Source organism: Staphylococcus sp. SA22 (assembly GCF_054165785.1).
Genome location: NZ_JBSZQY010000005.1, coordinates 91309 through 110375, shown reverse-complemented (window position 1 = coordinate 110375; position 19067 = coordinate 91309). Strand labels below are relative to the sequence as shown.

At 32.5% G+C, this 19067-nt stretch carries 20 protein-coding genes; 16 read left to right on the top strand and 4 right to left on the bottom strand.

The window, feature by feature from the left end; genetic code table 11:
- The first annotated feature begins 51 nt into the window (after positions 1 to 51).
- The 3 genes from ACXQH5_RS06420 (at position 52) to ACXQH5_RS06410 (ending at position 3224) form a co-directional block, all read left to right on the top strand.
- Complete coding sequence (locus ACXQH5_RS06420; protein WP_000381849.1) at positions 52 to 1413, top strand: cytochrome ubiquinol oxidase subunit I; 1362 nt, start codon at positions 52 to 54, stop codon at positions 1411 to 1413.
- A complete protein-coding gene (locus ACXQH5_RS06415; RefSeq protein ID WP_000638454.1) occupies positions 1410 to 2429 on the top strand; it encodes a cytochrome d ubiquinol oxidase subunit II in 1020 nt (339 codons plus the stop codon). Before ACXQH5_RS06420 ends, ACXQH5_RS06415 begins: the two co-directional genes overlap by 4 nt.
- Before the next feature lie 132 nt (positions 2430 to 2561).
- Positions 2562 to 3224, top strand: a complete 663-nt coding sequence (locus ACXQH5_RS06410) for a potassium channel family protein (RefSeq protein WP_000514290.1) — start codon at positions 2562 to 2564, stop codon at positions 3222 to 3224.
- A gap of 113 nt (positions 3225 to 3337) precedes the next feature.
- On the opposite strand, the gene rnjA is transcribed toward ACXQH5_RS06410, so the two are convergent.
- From rnjA to def, 4 genes are all read right to left on the bottom strand, one after another.
- Positions 3338 to 5035, bottom strand: coding sequence for a ribonuclease J1 (gene rnjA / locus ACXQH5_RS06405; RefSeq protein ID WP_000811375.1), 1698 nt, complete (start codon positions 5033 to 5035; stop codon positions 3338 to 3340).
- Positions 5035 to 5253 (bottom strand): DNA-dependent RNA polymerase subunit epsilon, encoded by a 219-nt coding sequence (locus ACXQH5_RS06400; RefSeq protein ID WP_000257888.1) that lies wholly within the window; start codon positions 5251 to 5253, stop codon positions 5035 to 5037. The genes rnjA and ACXQH5_RS06400 overlap by 1 nt, the downstream gene beginning before the upstream one ends.
- A gap of 28 nt (positions 5254 to 5281) precedes the next feature.
- A complete protein-coding gene (locus ACXQH5_RS06395; protein ID WP_021758069.1) occupies positions 5282 to 5404 on the bottom strand; it encodes a hypothetical protein in 123 nt (40 codons plus the stop codon).
- A gap of 331 nt (positions 5405 to 5735) precedes the next feature.
- Complete coding sequence (gene def, locus ACXQH5_RS06390) at positions 5736 to 6287, bottom strand: peptide deformylase (protein ID WP_000957036.1); 552 nt, start codon at positions 6285 to 6287, stop codon at positions 5736 to 5738.
- A gap of 364 nt (positions 6288 to 6651) precedes the next feature.
- Here def and ACXQH5_RS06385 point away from each other — a divergent pair, with 364 nt between their 5' ends.
- The 13 genes from ACXQH5_RS06385 (at position 6652) to ACXQH5_RS06325 (ending at position 19042) form a co-directional block, all read left to right on the top strand.
- Complete coding sequence (locus ACXQH5_RS06385) at positions 6652 to 7278, top strand: YkyA family protein (protein ID WP_000668338.1); 627 nt, start codon at positions 6652 to 6654, stop codon at positions 7276 to 7278.
- Positions 7279 to 7448: 170 nt separating this feature from the next.
- Positions 7449 to 8561 carry a pyruvate dehydrogenase (acetyl-transferring) E1 component subunit alpha gene (pdhA, locus tag ACXQH5_RS06380; RefSeq protein ID WP_000035320.1) on the top strand — a complete coding sequence of 371 codons (1113 nt, stop codon included), beginning with the start codon at positions 7449 to 7451 and terminating at the stop codon, positions 8559 to 8561.
- 3 nt (positions 8562 to 8564) lie between these two features.
- Positions 8565 to 9542, top strand: a complete 978-nt coding sequence (locus ACXQH5_RS06375) for an alpha-ketoacid dehydrogenase subunit beta (protein WP_000068176.1) — start codon at positions 8565 to 8567, stop codon at positions 9540 to 9542.
- A gap of 90 nt (positions 9543 to 9632) precedes the next feature.
- Positions 9633 to 10925 (top strand): dihydrolipoamide acetyltransferase family protein, encoded by a 1293-nt coding sequence (locus ACXQH5_RS06370; RefSeq protein WP_000863437.1) that lies wholly within the window; start codon positions 9633 to 9635, stop codon positions 10923 to 10925.
- Between the two features lie 3 nt (positions 10926 to 10928).
- Positions 10929 to 12335, top strand: a complete 1407-nt coding sequence (gene lpdA / locus ACXQH5_RS06365; protein WP_000260117.1) for a dihydrolipoyl dehydrogenase — start codon at positions 10929 to 10931, stop codon at positions 12333 to 12335.
- 168 nt (positions 12336 to 12503) lie between these two features.
- Positions 12504 to 12779 carry a UPF0223 family protein gene (locus tag ACXQH5_RS06360; protein ID WP_000455590.1) on the top strand — a complete coding sequence of 92 codons (276 nt, stop codon included), beginning with the start codon at positions 12504 to 12506 and terminating at the stop codon, positions 12777 to 12779.
- Between the two features lie 143 nt (positions 12780 to 12922).
- The gene (locus tag ACXQH5_RS06355; RefSeq protein WP_001020622.1) at positions 12923 to 13462 is read left to right on the top strand and encodes a helix-turn-helix domain-containing protein; all 540 of its coding nucleotides are present in this window, start codon (positions 12923 to 12925) and stop codon (positions 13460 to 13462) included.
- 12 nt (positions 13463 to 13474) lie between these two features.
- Positions 13475 to 14569 (top strand): ABC transporter ATP-binding protein, encoded by a 1095-nt coding sequence (locus ACXQH5_RS06350; protein WP_000433555.1) that lies wholly within the window; start codon positions 13475 to 13477, stop codon positions 14567 to 14569.
- Complete coding sequence (locus tag ACXQH5_RS06345; protein WP_001246555.1) at positions 14562 to 15359, top strand: ABC transporter permease; 798 nt, start codon at positions 14562 to 14564, stop codon at positions 15357 to 15359. The genes ACXQH5_RS06350 and ACXQH5_RS06345 overlap by 8 nt, the downstream gene beginning before the upstream one ends.
- Before the next feature lie 5 nt (positions 15360 to 15364).
- Positions 15365 to 16174, top strand: coding sequence for an ABC transporter permease (locus ACXQH5_RS06340; protein WP_000872390.1), 810 nt, complete (start codon positions 15365 to 15367; stop codon positions 16172 to 16174).
- Entirely contained in the window at positions 16174 to 17247 is a 1074-nt protein-coding gene (locus ACXQH5_RS06335) for an ABC transporter substrate-binding protein (protein WP_000819679.1), read from the top strand. The genes ACXQH5_RS06340 and ACXQH5_RS06335 overlap by 1 nt, the downstream gene beginning before the upstream one ends.
- Before the next feature lie 73 nt (positions 17248 to 17320).
- Positions 17321 to 18340, top strand: coding sequence for a lipoteichoic acid stability factor AuxB (gene auxB / locus ACXQH5_RS06330; RefSeq protein WP_000145499.1), 1020 nt, complete (start codon positions 17321 to 17323; stop codon positions 18338 to 18340).
- A 282-nt stretch (positions 18341 to 18622) separates the two neighbouring features.
- Positions 18623 to 19042 (top strand): DUF4064 domain-containing protein, encoded by a 420-nt coding sequence (locus ACXQH5_RS06325; RefSeq protein WP_001080458.1) that lies wholly within the window; start codon positions 18623 to 18625, stop codon positions 19040 to 19042.
- Positions 19043 to 19067 lie beyond the last annotated feature (25 nt).

Below are 19067 nucleotides of genomic sequence, written 5' to 3'. Positions count from 1 at the left end.
AATTAAGTTCATTGTGTTGTCATCAAAAAAAGAAAAAGGTGATGTTTTTAAATGGATACAGTTGAAATCAGTCGGTTTTTGACAGCTATGACTTTAGCAGTTCATATCATTTTTGCAACGATTGGTGTTGGTATGCCTTTAATGTTCGCAATTGCAGAATTTTTAGGTATTCGCAAAAATGATCTTCAATATATAGCTATGGCCAAAAGATGGGCTAAAGCTTATACAATTACTGTAGCAGTGGGAGTTGTTACAGGTACAATTATAGGGCTTCAATTATCATTGATTTGGCCTACATTTATGGAAATGGGTGGACACGTTATTGCACTTCCATTATTTATGGAAACATTTGCATTCTTCTTTGAAGCTATTTTCTTAAGTATATATTTATATACTTGGGATCGTTTTAAAAATAAATGGACACATTTCTTAATTAGTATACCAGTAATTATTGGTGGCTCTTTCTCAGCATTCTTCATTACTTCAGTGAATTCATTTATGAATACGCCTGCAGGTTTTGAGTTGAAGAATGGAAAGATGGTCAATGTTCAACCTATAGAAGCGATGTTTAACCCATCGTTTATAGTTCGATCATTTCACGTAATTACTACAGCCGGTATGACGATGGCATTTGTTATTGCATCAATAGCAGCTTTTAAATTATTGCGTAATCGTCAACCTAAAGATACTGTCTACCATAAGAAAGCTTTGAAAATGTCTATGATTGTTGGATTCTTTTCAACTTTACTTTCTATGTTAGCAGGGGATTTATCTGCAAAATTTTTGCATAAATTCCAACCTGAAAAATTAGCAGCTTATGAATGGCATTTCGATACATCTTCCCATGCCAAATTATTATTATTTGGTGTGTTAGATGAAAAGACTCAGCAAGTTAAAGGTGCGATTGAATTACCTGGACTATTGAGTTTCTTAGCAGATAATAGTGTCAAAACTAAAGTGCAAGGGTTAAATGATTTTCCAAAAAGTTTACATCCGCCAATGATCGTCCATTATTTCTTTGATTTAATGGTAACGATGGGAATTTTATGTTTTGTCATTTCAGGTGTTTATGTCTTAACTTTAATGTTTAAAAAGCTTAGAAAGTTTTCTACTCATAAATGGATGCTTTACGGAATATTATTAACAGGACCAGCTTCAATGCTAGCTATAGAATTTGGATGGTTCTTAACAGAGATGGGTAGACAGCCTTGGATTGTTCGTGGTTATATGCGCGTGGCAGAAGCAGCAACACAAGCAGGCGGAATAACCTTCGTTACAATTTTATTTGGCATATTGTACATCATTTTAATGTATACATGTGCATACGTATTAATTCGTATGTTTAAAAATAAACCGGCGTATGAAGATGTAAATCGTTTAGCCAAGAAGCAAGGAGGAGAAATAGAAAAATGATTTATGCATTTATAGGTATAACAGTGTTATGGTTGTTTTTATTTTGCTATATCATTATTGCTTCTATAGATTTTGGGGCAGGTTTCTTCGCATTGCATTCAAAGTTAACTGGTGATGAAAAGAAAATTAATCACTTAATTTCACGTTATTTGAACCCAGTTTGGGAAGTTACGAATGTATTCTTTGTTTTCTTCTTCGTAGGATTCGTAGGTTTCTTTCCAGAGTCAATCAAATATTTAGGCACGGTATTGTTAATACCAGGTTCAATAGCACTGATTATGATATCGTTGAGAAACAGTTTTTATGCATTTGAAAATTATGGTCAAGATACAAAATTAGCATGGATGATCATGTATGGGGTAAGTGGATTATTAATTCCAGCTTCATTATCAACTGCTTTAACTATTACAGAAGGTGGTTATATTAATGTTCGAAACAATGTTATCGATCTAGATTGGGTGCAGTTACTATTAAGCCCATTTGCTTGGTCTGTAGTATTCTTGGCAATTATTTCAGTTTTATATATTTCATCAGGATTTTTGACATATTATGCTAAAAAAGCAAATGACGAACCTGCATATAATTTAACAAGACAATGGCACATATTTTTAGGGCCACCGATGATTATCATTTGTTTATTCGTATTTCTATCATTACGCATTCAAAATTCTGAACATTTTTATTCAGCTGTTTTTGACTACTGGTGGATGTTTGCTATAAGTTTCTTATTCTTTACATTAGCTTCATTGTTAACATTCTTTAAGAAAAAACATGGTTTGGCTTTTGTATTTGTTATTTTACAAATGATGTTCGCGTTCTTTGGCTATGGAATTAGTAAATTGCCATACCTTTTATATCCGTTTGTAAAAATTACAGATGCATATGTTAATCCAGAAATGGGCTGGACATTAGTGATTGTCTTTATTTTAGGTTTACTTTTATTACTTCCATCGTTAATATTATTATTAAGATTATTTGTTTTCGACAAAGAATATGTTGAAGGAAAGAAATCATAAGTTGAGACGATACCCCAACTTTCATTTACTTGCATTACTGCATTTAGATAATTTAGTTGGGGTACTCATTTATAATAATTTCAAATTTATATTTTCAATGAATTGATGAAAATCATTTAATGGAGGGCGAGTATGGGTAAAGAATATGTAGTCATCGGTCTAGGTCGTTTTGGAGGTAGTATCGTTCGTGAGTTGAATGCATTAGACATGGATGTAATGGCCATCGACCATGATGAAAATAGAGTGAATGAATATAGTGATATCGCTACTCATGCGGTTGTTGCAGACACTACAGATGAAGCAGTTATGAAAAGTTTAGGTATCCGTAACTTTGATCATGTCATTGTGGCAATTGGTGAAAATATTCAATCAAGTACGTTGACAACTTTGATTTTAAAAGAGTTAGGTGTAAAAAAAGTAACTGCTAAAGCACAAAATGATTATCATGCAAAGATTTTAAATAAAATTGGAGCAGATACGGTTGTGCACCCTGAGCGTGATATGGGTAGACGTATTGCGCATAATGTTGCGAGTGCAAGTGTACTTGATTATCTTGAGTTGGCAGACGAGCATTCTATTGTAGAATTGAAAGCAACTGAAAAGATGGCGGGGCAGTCTATCATTGATTTAGATATAAGAGCACAATATGGAATTAACATTATTGCAATTAAACGAGGCAAAGAGTTCATCATCTCACCAAATCCAAATATTAATTTAGAAATAGGTGATATTTTAATTATGATTGGACATGATAATGATTTAAATCGCTTTGAAAAAAATATTGCGACGAGATAATCGATAATCATTTGTTTGATATATTCAAATAAATATCATATATAAAGAAAAAGCTACTAACAATGTGTGGTGAGTTTAATTACAACTTCACTTCAAAGTTAGTAGCTTTTTGATTATTTATTGTTTGATTCTTTTTGTTCGTTTACCTTCATAATGACTGGTAAAATCATTGGTTTTCTAGCTGTTTTTTCAAATAAATAAGGTTGTAATGTTTCAATGATAGAAGATTTAATCTGATGCCATTGAATATCTTTATTTTGATTTAACTTACTAATAACATCAGTTTTGATTTTGCGTTGTGCATCATAAATTAATTGTCCTGATTCTCTCATATATACAAATCCTCGAGAAATAATGTCTGGACCAGAAAGTAATTTATTTGTATTAAAATCAATACTAACAACAACGATAACTAAACCTTCTTCAGATAATAGCTTACGGTCTCTTATTACAACATTACCGATATCACCGATACCGCTACCATCAACAAGTACATTACCAGATGGAATGCGACCAGCTTTACGTGCTGAATCGTGTGTTAAAGCTAAGACATCTCCGATATCAAAGATGAAGACATTATCTTCTTCAACGCCGCATTCAACACCAGTCTCACCGTGTGCTTTTAACATACGGTATTCACCATGAATAGGTAAGAAATATTTCGGCTTGATTAATCGAAGCATTAATTGTTGATCACCTTGAGAACCATGCCCTGAAGTATGGATATTAGAAATCTTGCTATGGATAACATCTGCACCAGCTTTATACAAGGAATTAATAGTTCTGTTAATACTTTTTGTATTACCTGGGATAGGTGATGAACTAAATACAACGGTATCTTCAGGTATAATTTTAATTTGCTTATGAGTACCATTAGCAATTCTAGATAATGCTGCCATTGGTTCACCTTGAGAACCAGTACATAGTATCAATAACTCATGCTTCGGTACGGTATTAATTTTATTAGGTTCAATAAATGTTTCAGGTGGTGCTTTAATATAACCAAGTTCCATACCGATTTTAATATTGTTTTCCATCGAACGACCGAACGTAACAATTTTACGGTTATTTTTGATAGCAGCTTCAACTGCTTGTTGAACTCGGTAAATATTAGAAGCGAAGGTAGCAAATATAATACGACCTTTACAATTACGGAAGATTTTATCTACGTTTTGACCAACTTCACGTTCGCTTAAAGTAAAATCAGGCACAAGTGAATTTGTTGAGTCTGAAAGTAAACATAGAACGCCTTCTTCGCCTAATTGAGCCATTTTAGCAATGTTTGCTGGTTTGCCTACAGGTGTAAAATCAAATTTAAAGTCACCGGTATGAACTACTTTTCCTTCAGGTGTATCTACGATGACGCCATAAGTTTCAGGAATACTATGCGTAGTTAAGTAGAAAGAAATCGTAAAGTGCTTAGATTTTATCACACTGTCCTCATTGATTTCATTTAGTTTAGCAGTACGTAATAAATGATGTTCTTCAAGTTTATTACGGATTAAACCTAATGCTAAAGGACCACCATAAATAGGTATATTAAGTTGTTTTAATAGGAAGGGCACACCGCCTATATGGTCTTCGTGACCATGTGTTATAAATAGGCCAACAATTTTATCTTGGTTTTGAACTAGATATGTGTAGTCAGGTATAACATAATCAATCCCTAATAAGTTATCATCAGGGAATTTGATACCTGCATCGATAATGACAATTTCGTCTTTATACTCAACTGCATAAGTATTTTTACCGATTTCACCTAGACCTCCAAGTGCATATACACCTACTTCATTTGGATGTAATTGTTTCATTATTTAGCAATCTCCACATTAAAGTGTTCTGAGTTTTCTTTTTCGTAATCTAAATGTGCGCCCTCTAATTTAGTGATAAATTCGATATTAAAATTACGATCTTTCAAGTAACGACGTACTTGTTCTTCTGTTTGAGCTTCAACATAAAGTGATTGTGTATTTTCACGCACAATTACCTCGTCTCTGTTATGTTGATAAAAAACTTTAAATACTGCCATGTTAAAAATTCCTCCTAAGAATGTTTGTTTAATTTATTGTTAACCCTAGTAAAATCGTATTGGAGTATATATCGATAAATTCAATCCAATCATCTCTATAATTTAACTTAATAACGATTTGGTTAATAACTAGGTTCATCATGTCGTTCATTTTAAAAAATTAGTGAAATAACACTAAAATTTCAGTTAAATCTTATTTTACATGATGAATGATAATAAATAAAGCAGTTTATCTCACTAGAAATCTAAGTATTTCGAATAAATGTGCAGTTCTATTTATTAAAAATAAATGTAGAGATTATAAATTAATGTTAAGAAAGAATTAAAGGATTTTATATGAAACGGTAAAATTTAAATGAGGGGATAAAAAGTTTGGTAGAAAGGTGAATATATTTTACTGTTATTTATTAGGAAAAGTTGTAAAAGAAAAAGCTTAGGACATCATATTTATCCTAAGCTTTGATAATTAGTAAAAATGTGTTTTAAACTTCTACAGCATCTGTATGTGGTTGTAATGGGTGATCTTTGTCAATGTGATCATAGAACATTACACCATTTAAATGGTCAATTTCATGTTGGAAAACAATTGCTGGATATCCTTTTAGTCGTAACTGTATATCATTACCTTCGATGTCTTTGGCTTTAATTGTAATTCTATTATGACGGTGAACTAGACCAGCAACATTATCATCGACGCTAAGGCAACCTTCACCAGTTGGTAAATAGGCTTCTTGAACGCTATGACTTACAATTTTGGGGTTCACAAGCATATAGTCATAAGATTTGCCACTGCCATCATCTGGTATTAAAACAGCAATCATACGTTTAGAAATATTAATTTGAGGTGCAGCCAAACCAACGCCTGAACGTAAACCGTATCGTTTCGCGATTTCCTCATCTTGACTATTTACTAAAAACTCTCTCATGGCGATTAATGTTTCTTTTTCTTCTTTAGTTAATGGTAATTCTAACTCAGCTGCTTTTTGACGCAAAGTTGGATGACCATCTCTAATGATGTCTTTCATTGTTAACATATATTGCACCTTCCTTATTTTAATTTGTTTTAGTTGAATGACAGTAAAAAGGTTGTTAAGATAATCATACATTTTTATGTGTAAATATGTACAAAGTTAACCAACTACTGCCAATGTTTATTTTAGATAGTATATGTAAATTTTCAGATATGCTAATTGCTTAAAAAATGATTAAAGTGTTGATTTTAAGCAATGATACTTTAGAAATTTATTTATCATCTTGACTTTAAAAATTATATTATAAATGACGTAACTGTCAACAGATATACTTAGCAATGAAGATGTGTAATGTAATTGTTTAAAATTGATTTCCAAGCAGATTTTATTTATCATTTAATTTAAATAGCAAGTGGAGGTACAAGTAATGAAATTTGGAAAAACAATCGCAGTAGTATTAGCATCTAGTGTCTTGCTTGCAGGATGTACTACGGATAAAAAAGAAATTAAGGCATATTTAAAGCAAGTGGATAAAATTAAAGACGATGAAGAACCAATTAAAACTGTTGGTAAGAAAATTGCTGAATTAGATGAGAAAAAGAAAAAATTAACTGAAGATGTTAATAGTAAAGATACAGCAGTTCGCGGTAAAGCAGTAAAAGATTTAATTAAAAATGCCGATGATCGTCTAAAGGAATTTGAAAAAGAAGAAGACGCAATTAAGAAGTCTGAACAAGACTTTAAGAAAGCAAAAAGTCACGTTGATAACATTGATAATGATGTTAAACGTAAAGAAGTAAAACAATTAGATGATGTATTAAAAGAAAAATACAAATTGCATGGTGAATACTCTAAAGCTTATAAAAATGCTGTCAATTCAGAAAAAACATTGTTTAAATATTTAAATCAAAATGATGCGACACAACAAGGTGTTAATGAAAAATCAAAAGCAATAGAACAGAACTATAAAAAGTTAAAAGAAGTATCTGAAAAATATACAAAAGTACTAAATAAGGTTGGTAAAGAAAAGCAAGACGTTGATCAATTTAAATAATTAATATGATACAGATGGTAGGGAACAACTAATACAGTTCCTATTATCTGTATCTTTTTTTATTAAAACAGAACTTTTTCAAATGGTTTAACAGGCCCATTTATTTGTGGTACAATTAGTAAGGATAAAATGAATTTCTATACAATTATGGGAAAGGTATGGTGAATTGAATGGCTCCTAAGTTACAAGCCCAATTCGATGCAGTAAAAGTTTTAAATGATACTCAATCGAAATTTGAAATGGTTCAAATTTTGGATGAGAATGGTAACGTCGTAAATGAAGACTTAGTACCTGATCTTACGGATGAACAATTAGTAGAATTAATGGAAAGAATGGTATGGACTCGTATCCTTGATCAACGTTCTATCTCATTAAACAGACAAGGACGTTTAGGTTTCTATGCACCAACTGCTGGTCAAGAAGCATCACAATTAGCGTCACAATACGCTTTAGAAAAAGAAGATTACATTTTACCGGGATACAGAGATGTTCCTCAAATTATTTGGCATGGTTTACCATTAACTGAAGCTTTCTTATTCTCAAGAGGTCACTTCAAAGGAAATCAATTCCCTGAAGGCGTTAATGCATTAAGCCCACAAATTATTATCGGTGCACAATACATTCAAGCTGCTGGTGTTGCATTTGCACTTAAAAAACGTGGTAAAAATGCAGTTGCAATCACTTACACTGGTGACGGTGGTTCTTCACAAGGTGATTTCTACGAAGGTATTAACTTTGCAGCAGCTTATAAAGCACCTGCAATTTTCGTTATTCAAAACAATAACTATGCAATTTCAACACCAAGAAGCAAGCAAACTGCTGCTGAAACATTAGCTCAAAAAGCAATTGCTGTAGGTATTCCTGGTATCCAAGTTGATGGTATGGATGCGTTAGCTGTATATCAAGCAACTAAAGAAGCACGTGACCGCGCAGTTGCAGGTGAAGGTCCAACATTAATTGAAACTATGACATATCGTTATGGTCCTCATACAATGGCTGGTGACGATCCAACTCGTTACAGAACTTCAGACGAAGATGCTGAATGGGAGAAAAAAGACCCATTAGTACGTTTCCGTAAATTCCTTGAAAACAAAGGTTTATGGAATGAAGACAAAGAAAATGAAGTTATTGAACGTGCAAAAGCTGATATTAAAGCAGCAATTAAAGAGGCTGATAACACTGAAAAACAAACTGTTACTTCTCTAATGGAAATTATGTATGAAGATATGCCTCAAAACTTAGCAGAACAATATGAAATTTACAAAGAGAAGGAGTCGAAGTAAGCCATGGCACAAATGACAATGGTTCAAGCGATTAATGATGCGCTTAAAACTGAACTTAAAAATGACCAAGATGTTTTAATTTTTGGTGAAGACGTTGGTGTTAACGGCGGTGTTTTCCGTGTTACTGAAGGACTACAAAAAGAATTTGGTGAAGATAGAGTATTCGATACACCTTTAGCTGAATCAGGTATTGGTGGTTTAGCAATGGGTCTTGCAGTTGAAGGATTCCGTCCGGTTATGGAAGTACAATTCTTAGGTTTCGTATTCGAAGTATTTGATGCGATTGCTGGACAAATTGCACGTACTCGTTTCCGTTCAGGCGGTACTAAAACTGCACCTGTAACAATTCGTAGCCCATTTGGTGGTGGCGTACACACACCTGAATTGCACGCAGATAACTTAGAAGGTATTTTAGCTCAATCTCCAGGTCTAAAGGTTGTTATTCCTTCAGGCCCATACGATGCGAAAGGTTTATTAATTTCTTCTATTAGAAGTAATGACCCAGTCGTATACTTAGAGCATATGAAATTGTATCGTTCATTCCGTGAAGAAGTACCTGAAGAAGAATATACAATTGACATTGGTAAGGCTAATGTAAAAAAAGAAGGTAATGACATTTCAATCATCACATACGGTGCAATGGTTCAAGAATCAATGAAAGCTGCAGAAGAACTTGAAAAAGATGGTTATTCTGTTGAAGTAATTGACTTACGTACTGTTCAACCAATCGATGTTGACACAATTGTAGCTTCAGTTGAAAAAACTGGTCGTGCAGTTGTAGTTCAAGAAGCACAACGTCAAGCAGGTGTTGGTGCAGCAGTTGTAGCTGAATTAAGTGAACGTGCAATCCTTTCATTAGAAGCACCTATTGGAAGAGTTGCAGCAGCAGATACAATTTATCCATTCACTCAAGCTGAAAATGTTTGGTTACCAAACAAAAATGACATCATCGAAAAAGCAAAAGAAACTTTAGAATTTTAATTCATTTTAAAAGTTAACGAAGTTAGCGTATTTTAGTCTCATTGATTAAAATGAAATGTTTAATTTACGAAATCTTAGGAGGGCAAAAACGTGGCATTTGAATTTAGATTACCCGATATCGGGGAAGGTATCCACGAAGGTGAAATTGTAAAATGGTTTGTTAAAGCTGGAGATACTATTGAAGAAGACGATGTTTTAGCTGAGGTACAAAACGATAAATCAGTAGTAGAAATCCCATCACCAGTATCTGGTACTGTAGAAGAAGTTATGGTAGAAGAAGGTACAGTAGCTGTAGTTGGTGACGTTATTGTTAAAATCGATGCACCTGATGCAGAAGATATGCAATTTAAAGGTCATGATGATGATTCATCATCTAAAGAAGAACCTGCGAAAGAGGAAGCGCCAGCAGAGCAAGCACCTGTAGCTACTCAAACTGAAGAAGTAGATGAAAACAGAACTGTTAAAGCAATGCCTTCAGTACGTAAATACGCACGTGAAAAAGGTGTTAACATTAAAGCAGTTTCTGGATCTGGTAAAAATGGTCGTATTACAAAAGAAGATGTAGATGCATACTTAAATGGTGGTGCACCAACAGCTTCAAATGAATCAGCTGCTTCAGCTACAAATGAAGAAGTTGCTGAAACTCCTGCAGCACCTGCAGCAGTATCATTAGAAGGCGACTTCCCAGAAACAACTGAAAAAATCCCTGCTATGCGAAGAGCAATTGCGAAAGCAATGGTTAACTCTAAGCATACTGCACCTCATGTAACATTAATGGATGAAATTGATGTTCAAGCATTATGGGATCACCGTAAGAAATTTAAAGAAATCGCAGCTGAACAAGGTACTAAGTTAACATTCTTACCATATGTTGTTAAAGCACTTGTTTCTGCATTGAAAAAATACCCAGCACTTAATACTTCATTCAATGAAGAAGCTGGTGAAATTGTGCATAAACATTACTGGAATATCGGTATTGCGGCGGACACTGATAGAGGTTTATTAGTACCTGTAGTGAAACATGCTGACCGTAAATCTATTTTCCAAATTTCTGATGAAATTAACGAATTAGCTGTTAAAGCACGTGATGGTAAATTAACAGCCGATGAAATGAAAGGTGCAACATGCACAATCAGTAATATCGGTTCAGCTGGTGGACAATGGTTCACTCCAGTTATCAATCACCCAGAAGTAGCAATCTTAGGAATTGGCCGTATTGCTCAAAAACCTATCGTTAAAGATGGAGAAATTGTTGCAGCACCAGTATTAGCATTATCATTAAGCTTTGACCACAGACAAATTGATGGTGCAACTGGCCAAAATGCAATGAATCACATTAAACGTTTATTAAATAATCCAGAATTATTATTAATGGAGGGGTAAAACATGGTAGTTGGAGATTTCCCAATTGAAACAGATACTATAGTAATCGGAGCAGGTCCTGGTGGATACGTTGCAGCAATTCGTGCAGCTCAATTAGGACAAAAAGTAACAATCGTTGAGAAAGGTAATCTTGGTGGTGTTTGCTTAAACGTAGGATGTATTCCTTCAAAAGCATTACTACATGCTTCTCACCGTTTTGTAGAAGCACAACATTCTGAAAACTTAGGTGTTATTGCTGAAAGTGTTTCTTTAAACTTCCAAAAAGTTCAAGAATTCAAATCATCAGTTGTTAATAAATTAACTGGTGGTGTTGAAGGCTTACTTAAAGGTAACAAAGTTAACATCGTTAAAGGTGAAGCATATTTCGTAGATAACAATAGCTTACGTGTTATGGACGAAAAGAGCGCACAAACATACAACTTTAAAAATGCAATCATTGCAACAGGTTCAAGACCAATTGAAATTCCTAATTTCAAATTCGGTAAACGTGTTATCGACTCAACAGGTGCTTTAAACTTACAAGAAGTACCAGGTAAATTAGTTGTAGTTGGTGGAGGATACATTGGATCAGAATTAGGTACAGCATTTGCTAACTTTGGTTCAGAAGTAACAATCCTTGAAGGTGCTAAAGATATCTTAGGTGGCTTCGAAAAACAAATGACACAACCTGTTAAAAAAGGTATGAAAGAAAAAGGTGTTGAAATCGTTACTGAAGCTATGGCTAAATCAGCTGAAGAAACAGATAACGGAGTTAAAGTTACTTATGAAGCTAAAGGCGAAGAGAAAACAATCGAAGCTGATTATGTATTAGTAACTGTAGGTCGTCGTCCAAACACAGACGAATTAGGCCTAGAAGAATTAGGTGTTAAATTCGCTGACCGTGGATTATTAGAAGTTGATAAACAAAGCCGTACGTCTATCAGCAATATCTATGCAATTGGTGATATCGTTCCAGGTTTACCACTTGCGCACAAAGCTAGCTATGAAGCTAAAGTTGCTGCTGAAGCAATTGATGGTCAAGCTGCTGAAGTTGATTACATTGGTATGCCAGCAGTATGCTTTACTGAACCAGAATTAGCTACAGTTGGTTATTCAGAAGCGCAAGCTAAAGAAGAAGGTTTAGCAATTAAAGCTTCTAAATTCCCATATGCAGCAAATGGTCGTGCATTATCATTAGATGATACTAACGGATTTGTTAAACTTATTACACTTAAAGAAGATGATACTTTAATCGGTGCCCAAGTAGTTGGTACTGGTGCATCAGATATTATCTCTGAATTAGGTTTAGCAATTGAAGCTGGTATGAATGCTGAAGATATCGCATTAACAATCCATGCACATCCAACATTAGGTGAGATGACTATGGAAGCAGCGGAAAAAGCTATCGGATACCCAATCCATACAATGTAATAACTGATTATCTATAAAGATTCAGTCTTTAAAAGCTGTAGCATATGCTACGGCTTTTTTTGTTTTAGGTAAAGTAGTGTAAGGAAATTGATTTGAGATATCGTTAACATGTGACATGCATGTTATACTAGCGATGCTAACAAAAGAATTGAAATGGAGGGTTCAACAATGGAATATGAGTATCCAATTGACTTAGACTGGAGTAATGAAGAGATGATTTCAGTGATAAATTTCTTTAATCATGTAGAGAAGTATTATGAATCCGGCGTGACGGCAGGCGACTTTATGGATGCATATAAAAGATTTAAAGAAATTGTGCCTGCTAAAGCAGAGGAAAAACAAATTTTTAATACTTTCGAAAAAAGTAGTGGCTATAATAGTTACAAAGCAGTTCAAGATGTAAAAACTCACTCTGAAGAACAAAGAGTAACAGGTAAAAAATAATTCGTTCGAAATTAACACAATTTAATAGGATTTTTTCTTTAAAACTATTGCTAATAAAGCTATATTTTGATACCTTTATCAAGTGTTAAACAAAATGTTTGATAAAAGTAAACTTAATATAGCTTTTTTAGGTGGAAAAATAAATGAACATAGGTAATAAAATTAAAAATCTTAGAAGAATTAAAAATTTAACGCAAGAAGAACTTGCTGAACGTACAGACTTATCAAAAGGCTACATTTCACAAATAGAAAGTGAACATGCCTCACCAAGTATGGAAACTTTCTTAAATATTATAGAGGTGTTAGGAACGACGCCAAGTGAATTTTTTAAAGACAGTGAAAATGAAAAAGTATTATACAAGAAGGAAGAACAAGTTATTTATGATGAGTATGATGAAGGTTATATATTAAATTGGTTAGTTTCAAAGTCAAATGAATATGATATGGAGCCATTAATATTAACTTTAAAGCCTGGCGCATCATATAAAAATTTTAATCCATCAGAGTCTGATACGTTTATTTATTGTATGTCAGGTCAGATAACACTTAATTTAGGCAAAGAGATATATCAAGCACATGAAGAAGACGTTTTGTATTTTAAAGCACGAGATAATCATCGTTTGTCAAATGAATCAAACAATGAAACACGAATACTTATTGTAGCGACAGCTTCATATTTATAGGGGGGATCTTATTTGGAACCATTATTATCATTAAAATCAGTTAGTAAAAGCTATGATGATCTTAATATCTTAGATGACATAGATATTGATATTGAATCAGGATACTTTTATACATTATTAGGTCCTTCAGGTTGTGGTAAAACAACAATTTTAAAATTAATTGCAGGGTTTGAATATCCTGACAGTGGTGAAGTGATTTATCAAAACAAACCAATTGGTAATTTACCACCAAATAAACGTAAAGTGAATACAGTCTTTCAAGATTATGCATTATTTCCACACTTAAACGTATATGATAATATCGCTTTCGGTTTGAAATTAAAAAAATTATCAAAAACCGAAATTGAGCAAAAAGTAACTGAGGCATTAAAATTAGTTAAGCTTTCAGGTTATGAAAAAAGGAATATTAATGAAATGAGTGGTGGACAAAAGCAACGTGTTGCAATTGCACGTGCTATCGTAAATGAACCAGAAATATTATTGTTAGATGAATCTTTATCCGCATTAGATTTGAAATTGCGTACTGAAATGCAATATGAATTACGAGAATTGCAATCTAGATTAGGTATTACATTTATATTTGTAACACATGATCAAGAAGAAGCGTTAGCACTAAGTGACTTTCTTTTTGTATTAAAAGATGGGAAAATTCAACAATTTGGTACACCAACAGATATATATGACGAACCAGTGAATCGATTTGTAGCTGATTTTATTGGAGAATCTAATATTGTTGAAGGGCGCATGGTTAGAGATTATGTCGTGAATATTTATGGGCAAGATTTCGAATGTGTCGATATGGGTATTCCTGAAAATAAAAAAGTAGAGGTCGTTATTCGACCAGAAGATATATCATTAATCAAAGCTGAAGAAGGATTATTTAAAGCAACTGTTGATTCTATGTTATTTAGAGGAGTCCACTATGAAATATGTTGTATAGACAATAAAGGTTATGAATGGGTAATACAAACAACTAAAAAAGCTGAAGTAGGCAGTGAAGTTGGTCTTTATTTTGATCCTGAAGCCATTCATATTATGGTTCCTGGAGAAACAGAAGAAGAGTTTGATAAACGTATTGAAAGCTATGAGGAAGTAGACAATGCGTAATACTAATAAATTTCTCTTAATCCCGTATTTATTATGGATGGTTATATTTATTATTGTACCAGTTGTATTACTCATTTATTTTTCATTTTTAGATATCAATGGACATTTTAGTTTCACGAATTATCAACAAATTTTTACTACAAAATATTTAAAAATGTTTGCATATTCAATTTTATATGCCGCTTTAATAACAATTATTACGTTGGCTATCAGTTATCCGGCTGCCTATTATATTACTCGCTCGAAATTTCAAAATATCTTATTAATGATAATGATTATTCCAACATGGATAAATTTATTGTTAAAGACATATGCTTTTATAGGTTTATTAAGTCACGATGGCGTGATTAATCAATTTTTCCACTTATTTAATTTACCATCATTTAATTTGTTATTTACAACTGGTGCGTTTTTAGTAGTGGCAAGTTATATTTATATACCATTTATGATTTTACCTATATTTAATAGCATGAAAGCAATTCCTAATAATTTATTGCAGGCCTCAAGTGATTTAGGTGCTAGTCCTTTCTATACTTTTAGAAAAGTAATCATGCCATTAACAAAAGAAGGTGTTATGACTGGGATTCAAGTAACCTTTATTCCATCACTTTCATTATTTATGATTACAAGATTAATTGCAGGTAATAAAGTCATAAATATAGGTACGGCAATAGAGGAACAATTTTTAACAATTCAAAATTATGGTATGGGATCAACTATAGCTATATTCTTAATTGTATTTATGGCATTCATTTTAATCATTACAAAATCATCTAATGGGAGAGGGTGAATCATATGAAATGGTATGGAAAGCTGTATATCGGGATACTTTTAGCGATTTTATACATCCCAATATTCTTTTTAATGTTCTATTCATTCAATTCGGCTGGTAATATGATTCACTTTGAACATTTTACATTAGAGCATTATCAATCATTATTTCAAAATGATCATTTAATGTCGGTCATTTTTAATACGATAGCTGTAGCACTTTTAGCAGCCTCAATTTCTACAGTTATTGGTACATTTGGTGCCATTGCTATTTATTATTTAAGAAATAAAAAGTTTAAAGTAACTTTACTAACATTGAATAATGTCTTGATGGTATCATCCGATGTTGTCATAGGTGCATCATTCTTAATTATGTTTACAACGATTGGCCATTTTACTGGTCTTGGTTTAGGATTTTGGACAGTTCTAATATCTCATATTGCATTTTGCATACCTATAGTTGTGATTATCGTCTTACCACAACTGTATGAAATGAATAATAATATGTTAAATGCTGCAAGAGATTTAGGAGCGACTGAACCACAATTATTAAGCAACATTATTATTCCTAATATTTTACCTTCTATTATAGGAGGATTCTTTATGGCTTTAACTTATTCACTAGACGATTTCACAGTAAGTTTCTTCGTTACTGGTAATGGCTTTAGTGTGTTATCAGTTGAAGTTTATGCTATGGCGAGAAAAGGAATTAGTATGGAAATTAATGCGATTTCAACATTATTGTTTGCTGTTATTGTATTAGGAATACTAGGATATTATTTGATTCAATACGTGATAAATAAGAAAAAACTAATCAAGCGAGGTGTAAAATAATGAAACGTTTTTTACAACTCATTATAGGTGCATTAGTTGTGGGTATGCTTTGTCTTACTTTAAGTCATTGGTTTAAATCTAAAGAACAAGTGCATACAAATCAAAAAATTTACGTATACAATTGGGGAGAATATATTGATCCAGAGTTAATTAAGAAATTTGAAAAAGAAACTGGCATTCAAGTCGTTTATGAAACTTTCGATTCAAATGAAGCGATGGAAGCCAAAATTCGCAATGGCGGTACACATTATGATGTTGCTTTTCCTAGTGAATATACAGTTCAAAAATTGAAAAGAGATCATTTATTGTTACCAATAGATCATAATAAGGTACCTAATATTAAAAATTTGGATTCAGATTATATGAATATGTCATTTGATAAAGGCAATAAATACTCTTTACCTTATTTCTTTGGAACTGTAGGTATTTTATATAATAAAGAAAAGTATCCAAATGAATCATTTGATAGTTGGAAGTCGTTGTATAATCCTAAATTTAAAAACCAAATTTTACTAGTTGACGGTGCTAGAGAGATTATAGGCATGAGTCTCAACAAACTTGGGTATAATCTTAATGACCGTAATTCGCACCATCTAAAAGAAGCAGAGCGAGATTTAACTAAATTAGCACCACAGGTAAGAGGTGTCGTAGGTGATGAAATTACCATGATGCTTGAACAAAATGAAGGTAACATTGCGGTTGTTTGGAGTGGTGTTGCAGCACCTCTAGTGCAAGAAGGGGATAAATATAACTATGTTATTCCTAAAGAAGGATCGAATTTATGGTTCGACAATATGGTAATTCCAAAAACGGCACAAAATAAAGAGGGTGCATATAAATTTATGAATTTTTTATTAGATGCTAAAAATAACAAGCAAAATACAGAATTCGTAGGCTATGCAACGCCGAACAAGGCTGCACGACAATTGTTGCCTAAAGAGATTAAAGATGACCATCGTTTCTATCCGACTAAGAAAGAGCAAGAACGCCTTGAAGTTTATAAAGATTTAGGACCTGAAGTTTTAAGTGAATACAATGAAAACTTTTTGAATTTCAAAATGTCATTAAAATAAAATCATAAATAGTAGTTATTTACTGTATATTTAGTTATAATAACGGGATAAGTACTATAAGGAGTTGTAACGAATGACTGGAGAACAATTTACTCAAATTAAACGTCCAGTAAGTAGATTAACTGAAAAAGTTCTAGGTTGGTTATGTTGGGTGATGTTATTAGTGCTTACTGTCATTACGATGTTTATAGCACTTGTTTCATTCAGTAATAACACATCGATTGCTAATCTTGAAAATACATTAAACAATAATGCATTTATCCAGCAATTATTAGCTGGAAATGGCTATAATACAACACAATTTGTAATATGGTTACAAAATGGTATATGGGCTATTATCGTTTACTTTATTGTTTGTTTGTTGATTTCATTTTTAGCTCTCATATCTATGAATATAAGAATCTTGTCAGGTTTCTTATTCTTAATATCAGCAATTGTAACGATTCCTTTAGTTTTACTTATCGTTACTTTAATCATTCCGATATTATTCTTTATTATTGCGATGATGCTATTTATAAGAAAAGATAAAGTTGAAATGGTTGCGCCACAATATTATGAAGAGTACAATGGACCGATTTATGATTATCGTGAACCTGTGTATGAGCGCCCACAACCGAAAGATGATTATTATGATGTGCCTAAATATGAAAAAGAATTGGATAAATCAAACACTGTATATGATCAAGAACAGGAAAGAGATAAATATGATCAATTTCCTAAACGTGCAGTTGAAAGTGAATATAATCATGATGAGCGCACTGAGGAAGAACCATCAGTATTATCCAGACAGGCTAAATACAAACAAAAAAGTACTGAAGAACTAGGTATTGAAGATGATGGTTATTATGCAGAACCTGAAGTTGATCCAAAAGAATTGAAAGCACAACAAAAGCGAGAAAAAGCTGAAATTAAAGCTAAGAAAAAAGAAAAACGTAAAGCTTATAACCAACGAATGAAAGAACGTAGGAAAAATCAACCTAGCGCAGTTAGTCAACGTCGAATGAATTTTGAAGAGCGACGTCAAATTTACAACAATGATATTTCTGAAGAACGCAATTCAAGTGAAGTTAAGGACAAAAAAGAGCAAGAATAAATATTGATGATACCCAGATTAGTAAGTAGAGGTCTTTTGCTTATTAATCTGGGTTTTTATATGAGGTTAATCATCGATAACGTTTAATTAAAGTGTTTAGGTGTCAAAATTTTAAATGACGATTTCTCATTACCATACACCTAAATTACCATCAATCTGAATTCAGATGCTTATTATAAAAATTAGATGAAAAATATGTTAATATACAAGTAAATTAATGTGCGTATATCTATAGGCTCGTAGTATACTTATTAAAATATTAAACAAAGAAAGGATTTTAAGATGAATAGAAAACCTGAATTAATCATGGCTTGGATTGCAAATAGTATTAGTATTATTTATTTATTAGTTATGGGGCTATCCTATTTTTCTTTAAAAAGTGGTAATGCATCACAACGTGAAGAATTAGCGAAGCAATTATCTCAGAACGGTGGCAAGGTTTCTTTAGATATGCTTCAGACAACAATTGGTGCATTAGCAATTATTTTATTAATTTCAACACTTTATGGTATATTTGCGACAATTTGTATTAAAGGGCGTAGAAAATTATCGATTATACTTTTTGTTATCGCGATAATTGTAAGTTTGATGGCTCTTAATTTAATTGCAATTGTCTTATGGATTATCGTGATGATTATGTTGATTTCTAAAAAAGAATCAAAAGAAACTACACATAAGGACGATGAGTATATTTATCATTAATATGTTCATAGCAAAAGAAAAACCA

What these genes read in the sequence shown, in the direction of transcription:
- def (WP_000957036.1), bottom strand. Translation starts at nt 6,287, where the DNA reads ATGTTAACAATGAAAGACATCATTAGAGATGGTCATCCAACTTTGCGT.
- ACXQH5_RS06410 (WP_000514290.1), top strand. Translation starts at nt 2,562, where the DNA reads ATGGGTAAAGAATATGTAGTCATCGGTCTAGGTCGTTTTGGAGGTAGT.
- ACXQH5_RS06420 (WP_000381849.1), top strand. Translation starts at nt 52, where the DNA reads ATGGATACAGTTGAAATCAGTCGGTTTTTGACAGCTATGACTTTAGCA.
- lpdA (WP_000260117.1), top strand. Translation starts at nt 10,929, where the DNA reads ATGGTAGTTGGAGATTTCCCAATTGAAACAGATACTATAGTAATCGGA.
- ACXQH5_RS06395 (WP_021758069.1), bottom strand. Translation starts at nt 5,404, where the DNA reads ATGAACGACATGATGAACCTAGTTATTAACCAAATCGTTATTAAGTTA.
- ACXQH5_RS06415 (WP_000638454.1), top strand. Translation starts at nt 1,410, where the DNA reads ATGATTTATGCATTTATAGGTATAACAGTGTTATGGTTGTTTTTATTT.
- ACXQH5_RS06335 (WP_000819679.1), top strand. Translation starts at nt 16,174, where the DNA reads ATGAAACGTTTTTTACAACTCATTATAGGTGCATTAGTTGTGGGTATG.
- ACXQH5_RS06325 (WP_001080458.1), top strand. Translation starts at nt 18,623, where the DNA reads ATGAATAGAAAACCTGAATTAATCATGGCTTGGATTGCAAATAGTATT.
- ACXQH5_RS06355 (WP_001020622.1), top strand. Translation starts at nt 12,923, where the DNA reads ATGAACATAGGTAATAAAATTAAAAATCTTAGAAGAATTAAAAATTTA.
- auxB (WP_000145499.1), top strand. Translation starts at nt 17,321, where the DNA reads ATGACTGGAGAACAATTTACTCAAATTAAACGTCCAGTAAGTAGATTA.
- ACXQH5_RS06345 (WP_001246555.1), top strand. Translation starts at nt 14,562, where the DNA reads ATGCGTAATACTAATAAATTTCTCTTAATCCCGTATTTATTATGGATG.
- ACXQH5_RS06340 (WP_000872390.1), top strand. Translation starts at nt 15,365, where the DNA reads ATGAAATGGTATGGAAAGCTGTATATCGGGATACTTTTAGCGATTTTA.
- ACXQH5_RS06375 (WP_000068176.1), top strand. Translation starts at nt 8,565, where the DNA reads ATGGCACAAATGACAATGGTTCAAGCGATTAATGATGCGCTTAAAACT.
- ACXQH5_RS06360 (WP_000455590.1), top strand. Translation starts at nt 12,504, where the DNA reads ATGGAATATGAGTATCCAATTGACTTAGACTGGAGTAATGAAGAGATG.
- ACXQH5_RS06385 (WP_000668338.1), top strand. Translation starts at nt 6,652, where the DNA reads ATGAAATTTGGAAAAACAATCGCAGTAGTATTAGCATCTAGTGTCTTG.
- pdhA (WP_000035320.1), top strand. Translation starts at nt 7,449, where the DNA reads ATGGCTCCTAAGTTACAAGCCCAATTCGATGCAGTAAAAGTTTTAAAT.
- ACXQH5_RS06400 (WP_000257888.1), bottom strand. Translation starts at nt 5,253, where the DNA reads ATGGCAGTATTTAAAGTTTTTTATCAACATAACAGAGACGAGGTAATT.
- rnjA (WP_000811375.1), bottom strand. Translation starts at nt 5,035, where the DNA reads ATGAAACAATTACATCCAAATGAAGTAGGTGTATATGCACTTGGAGGT.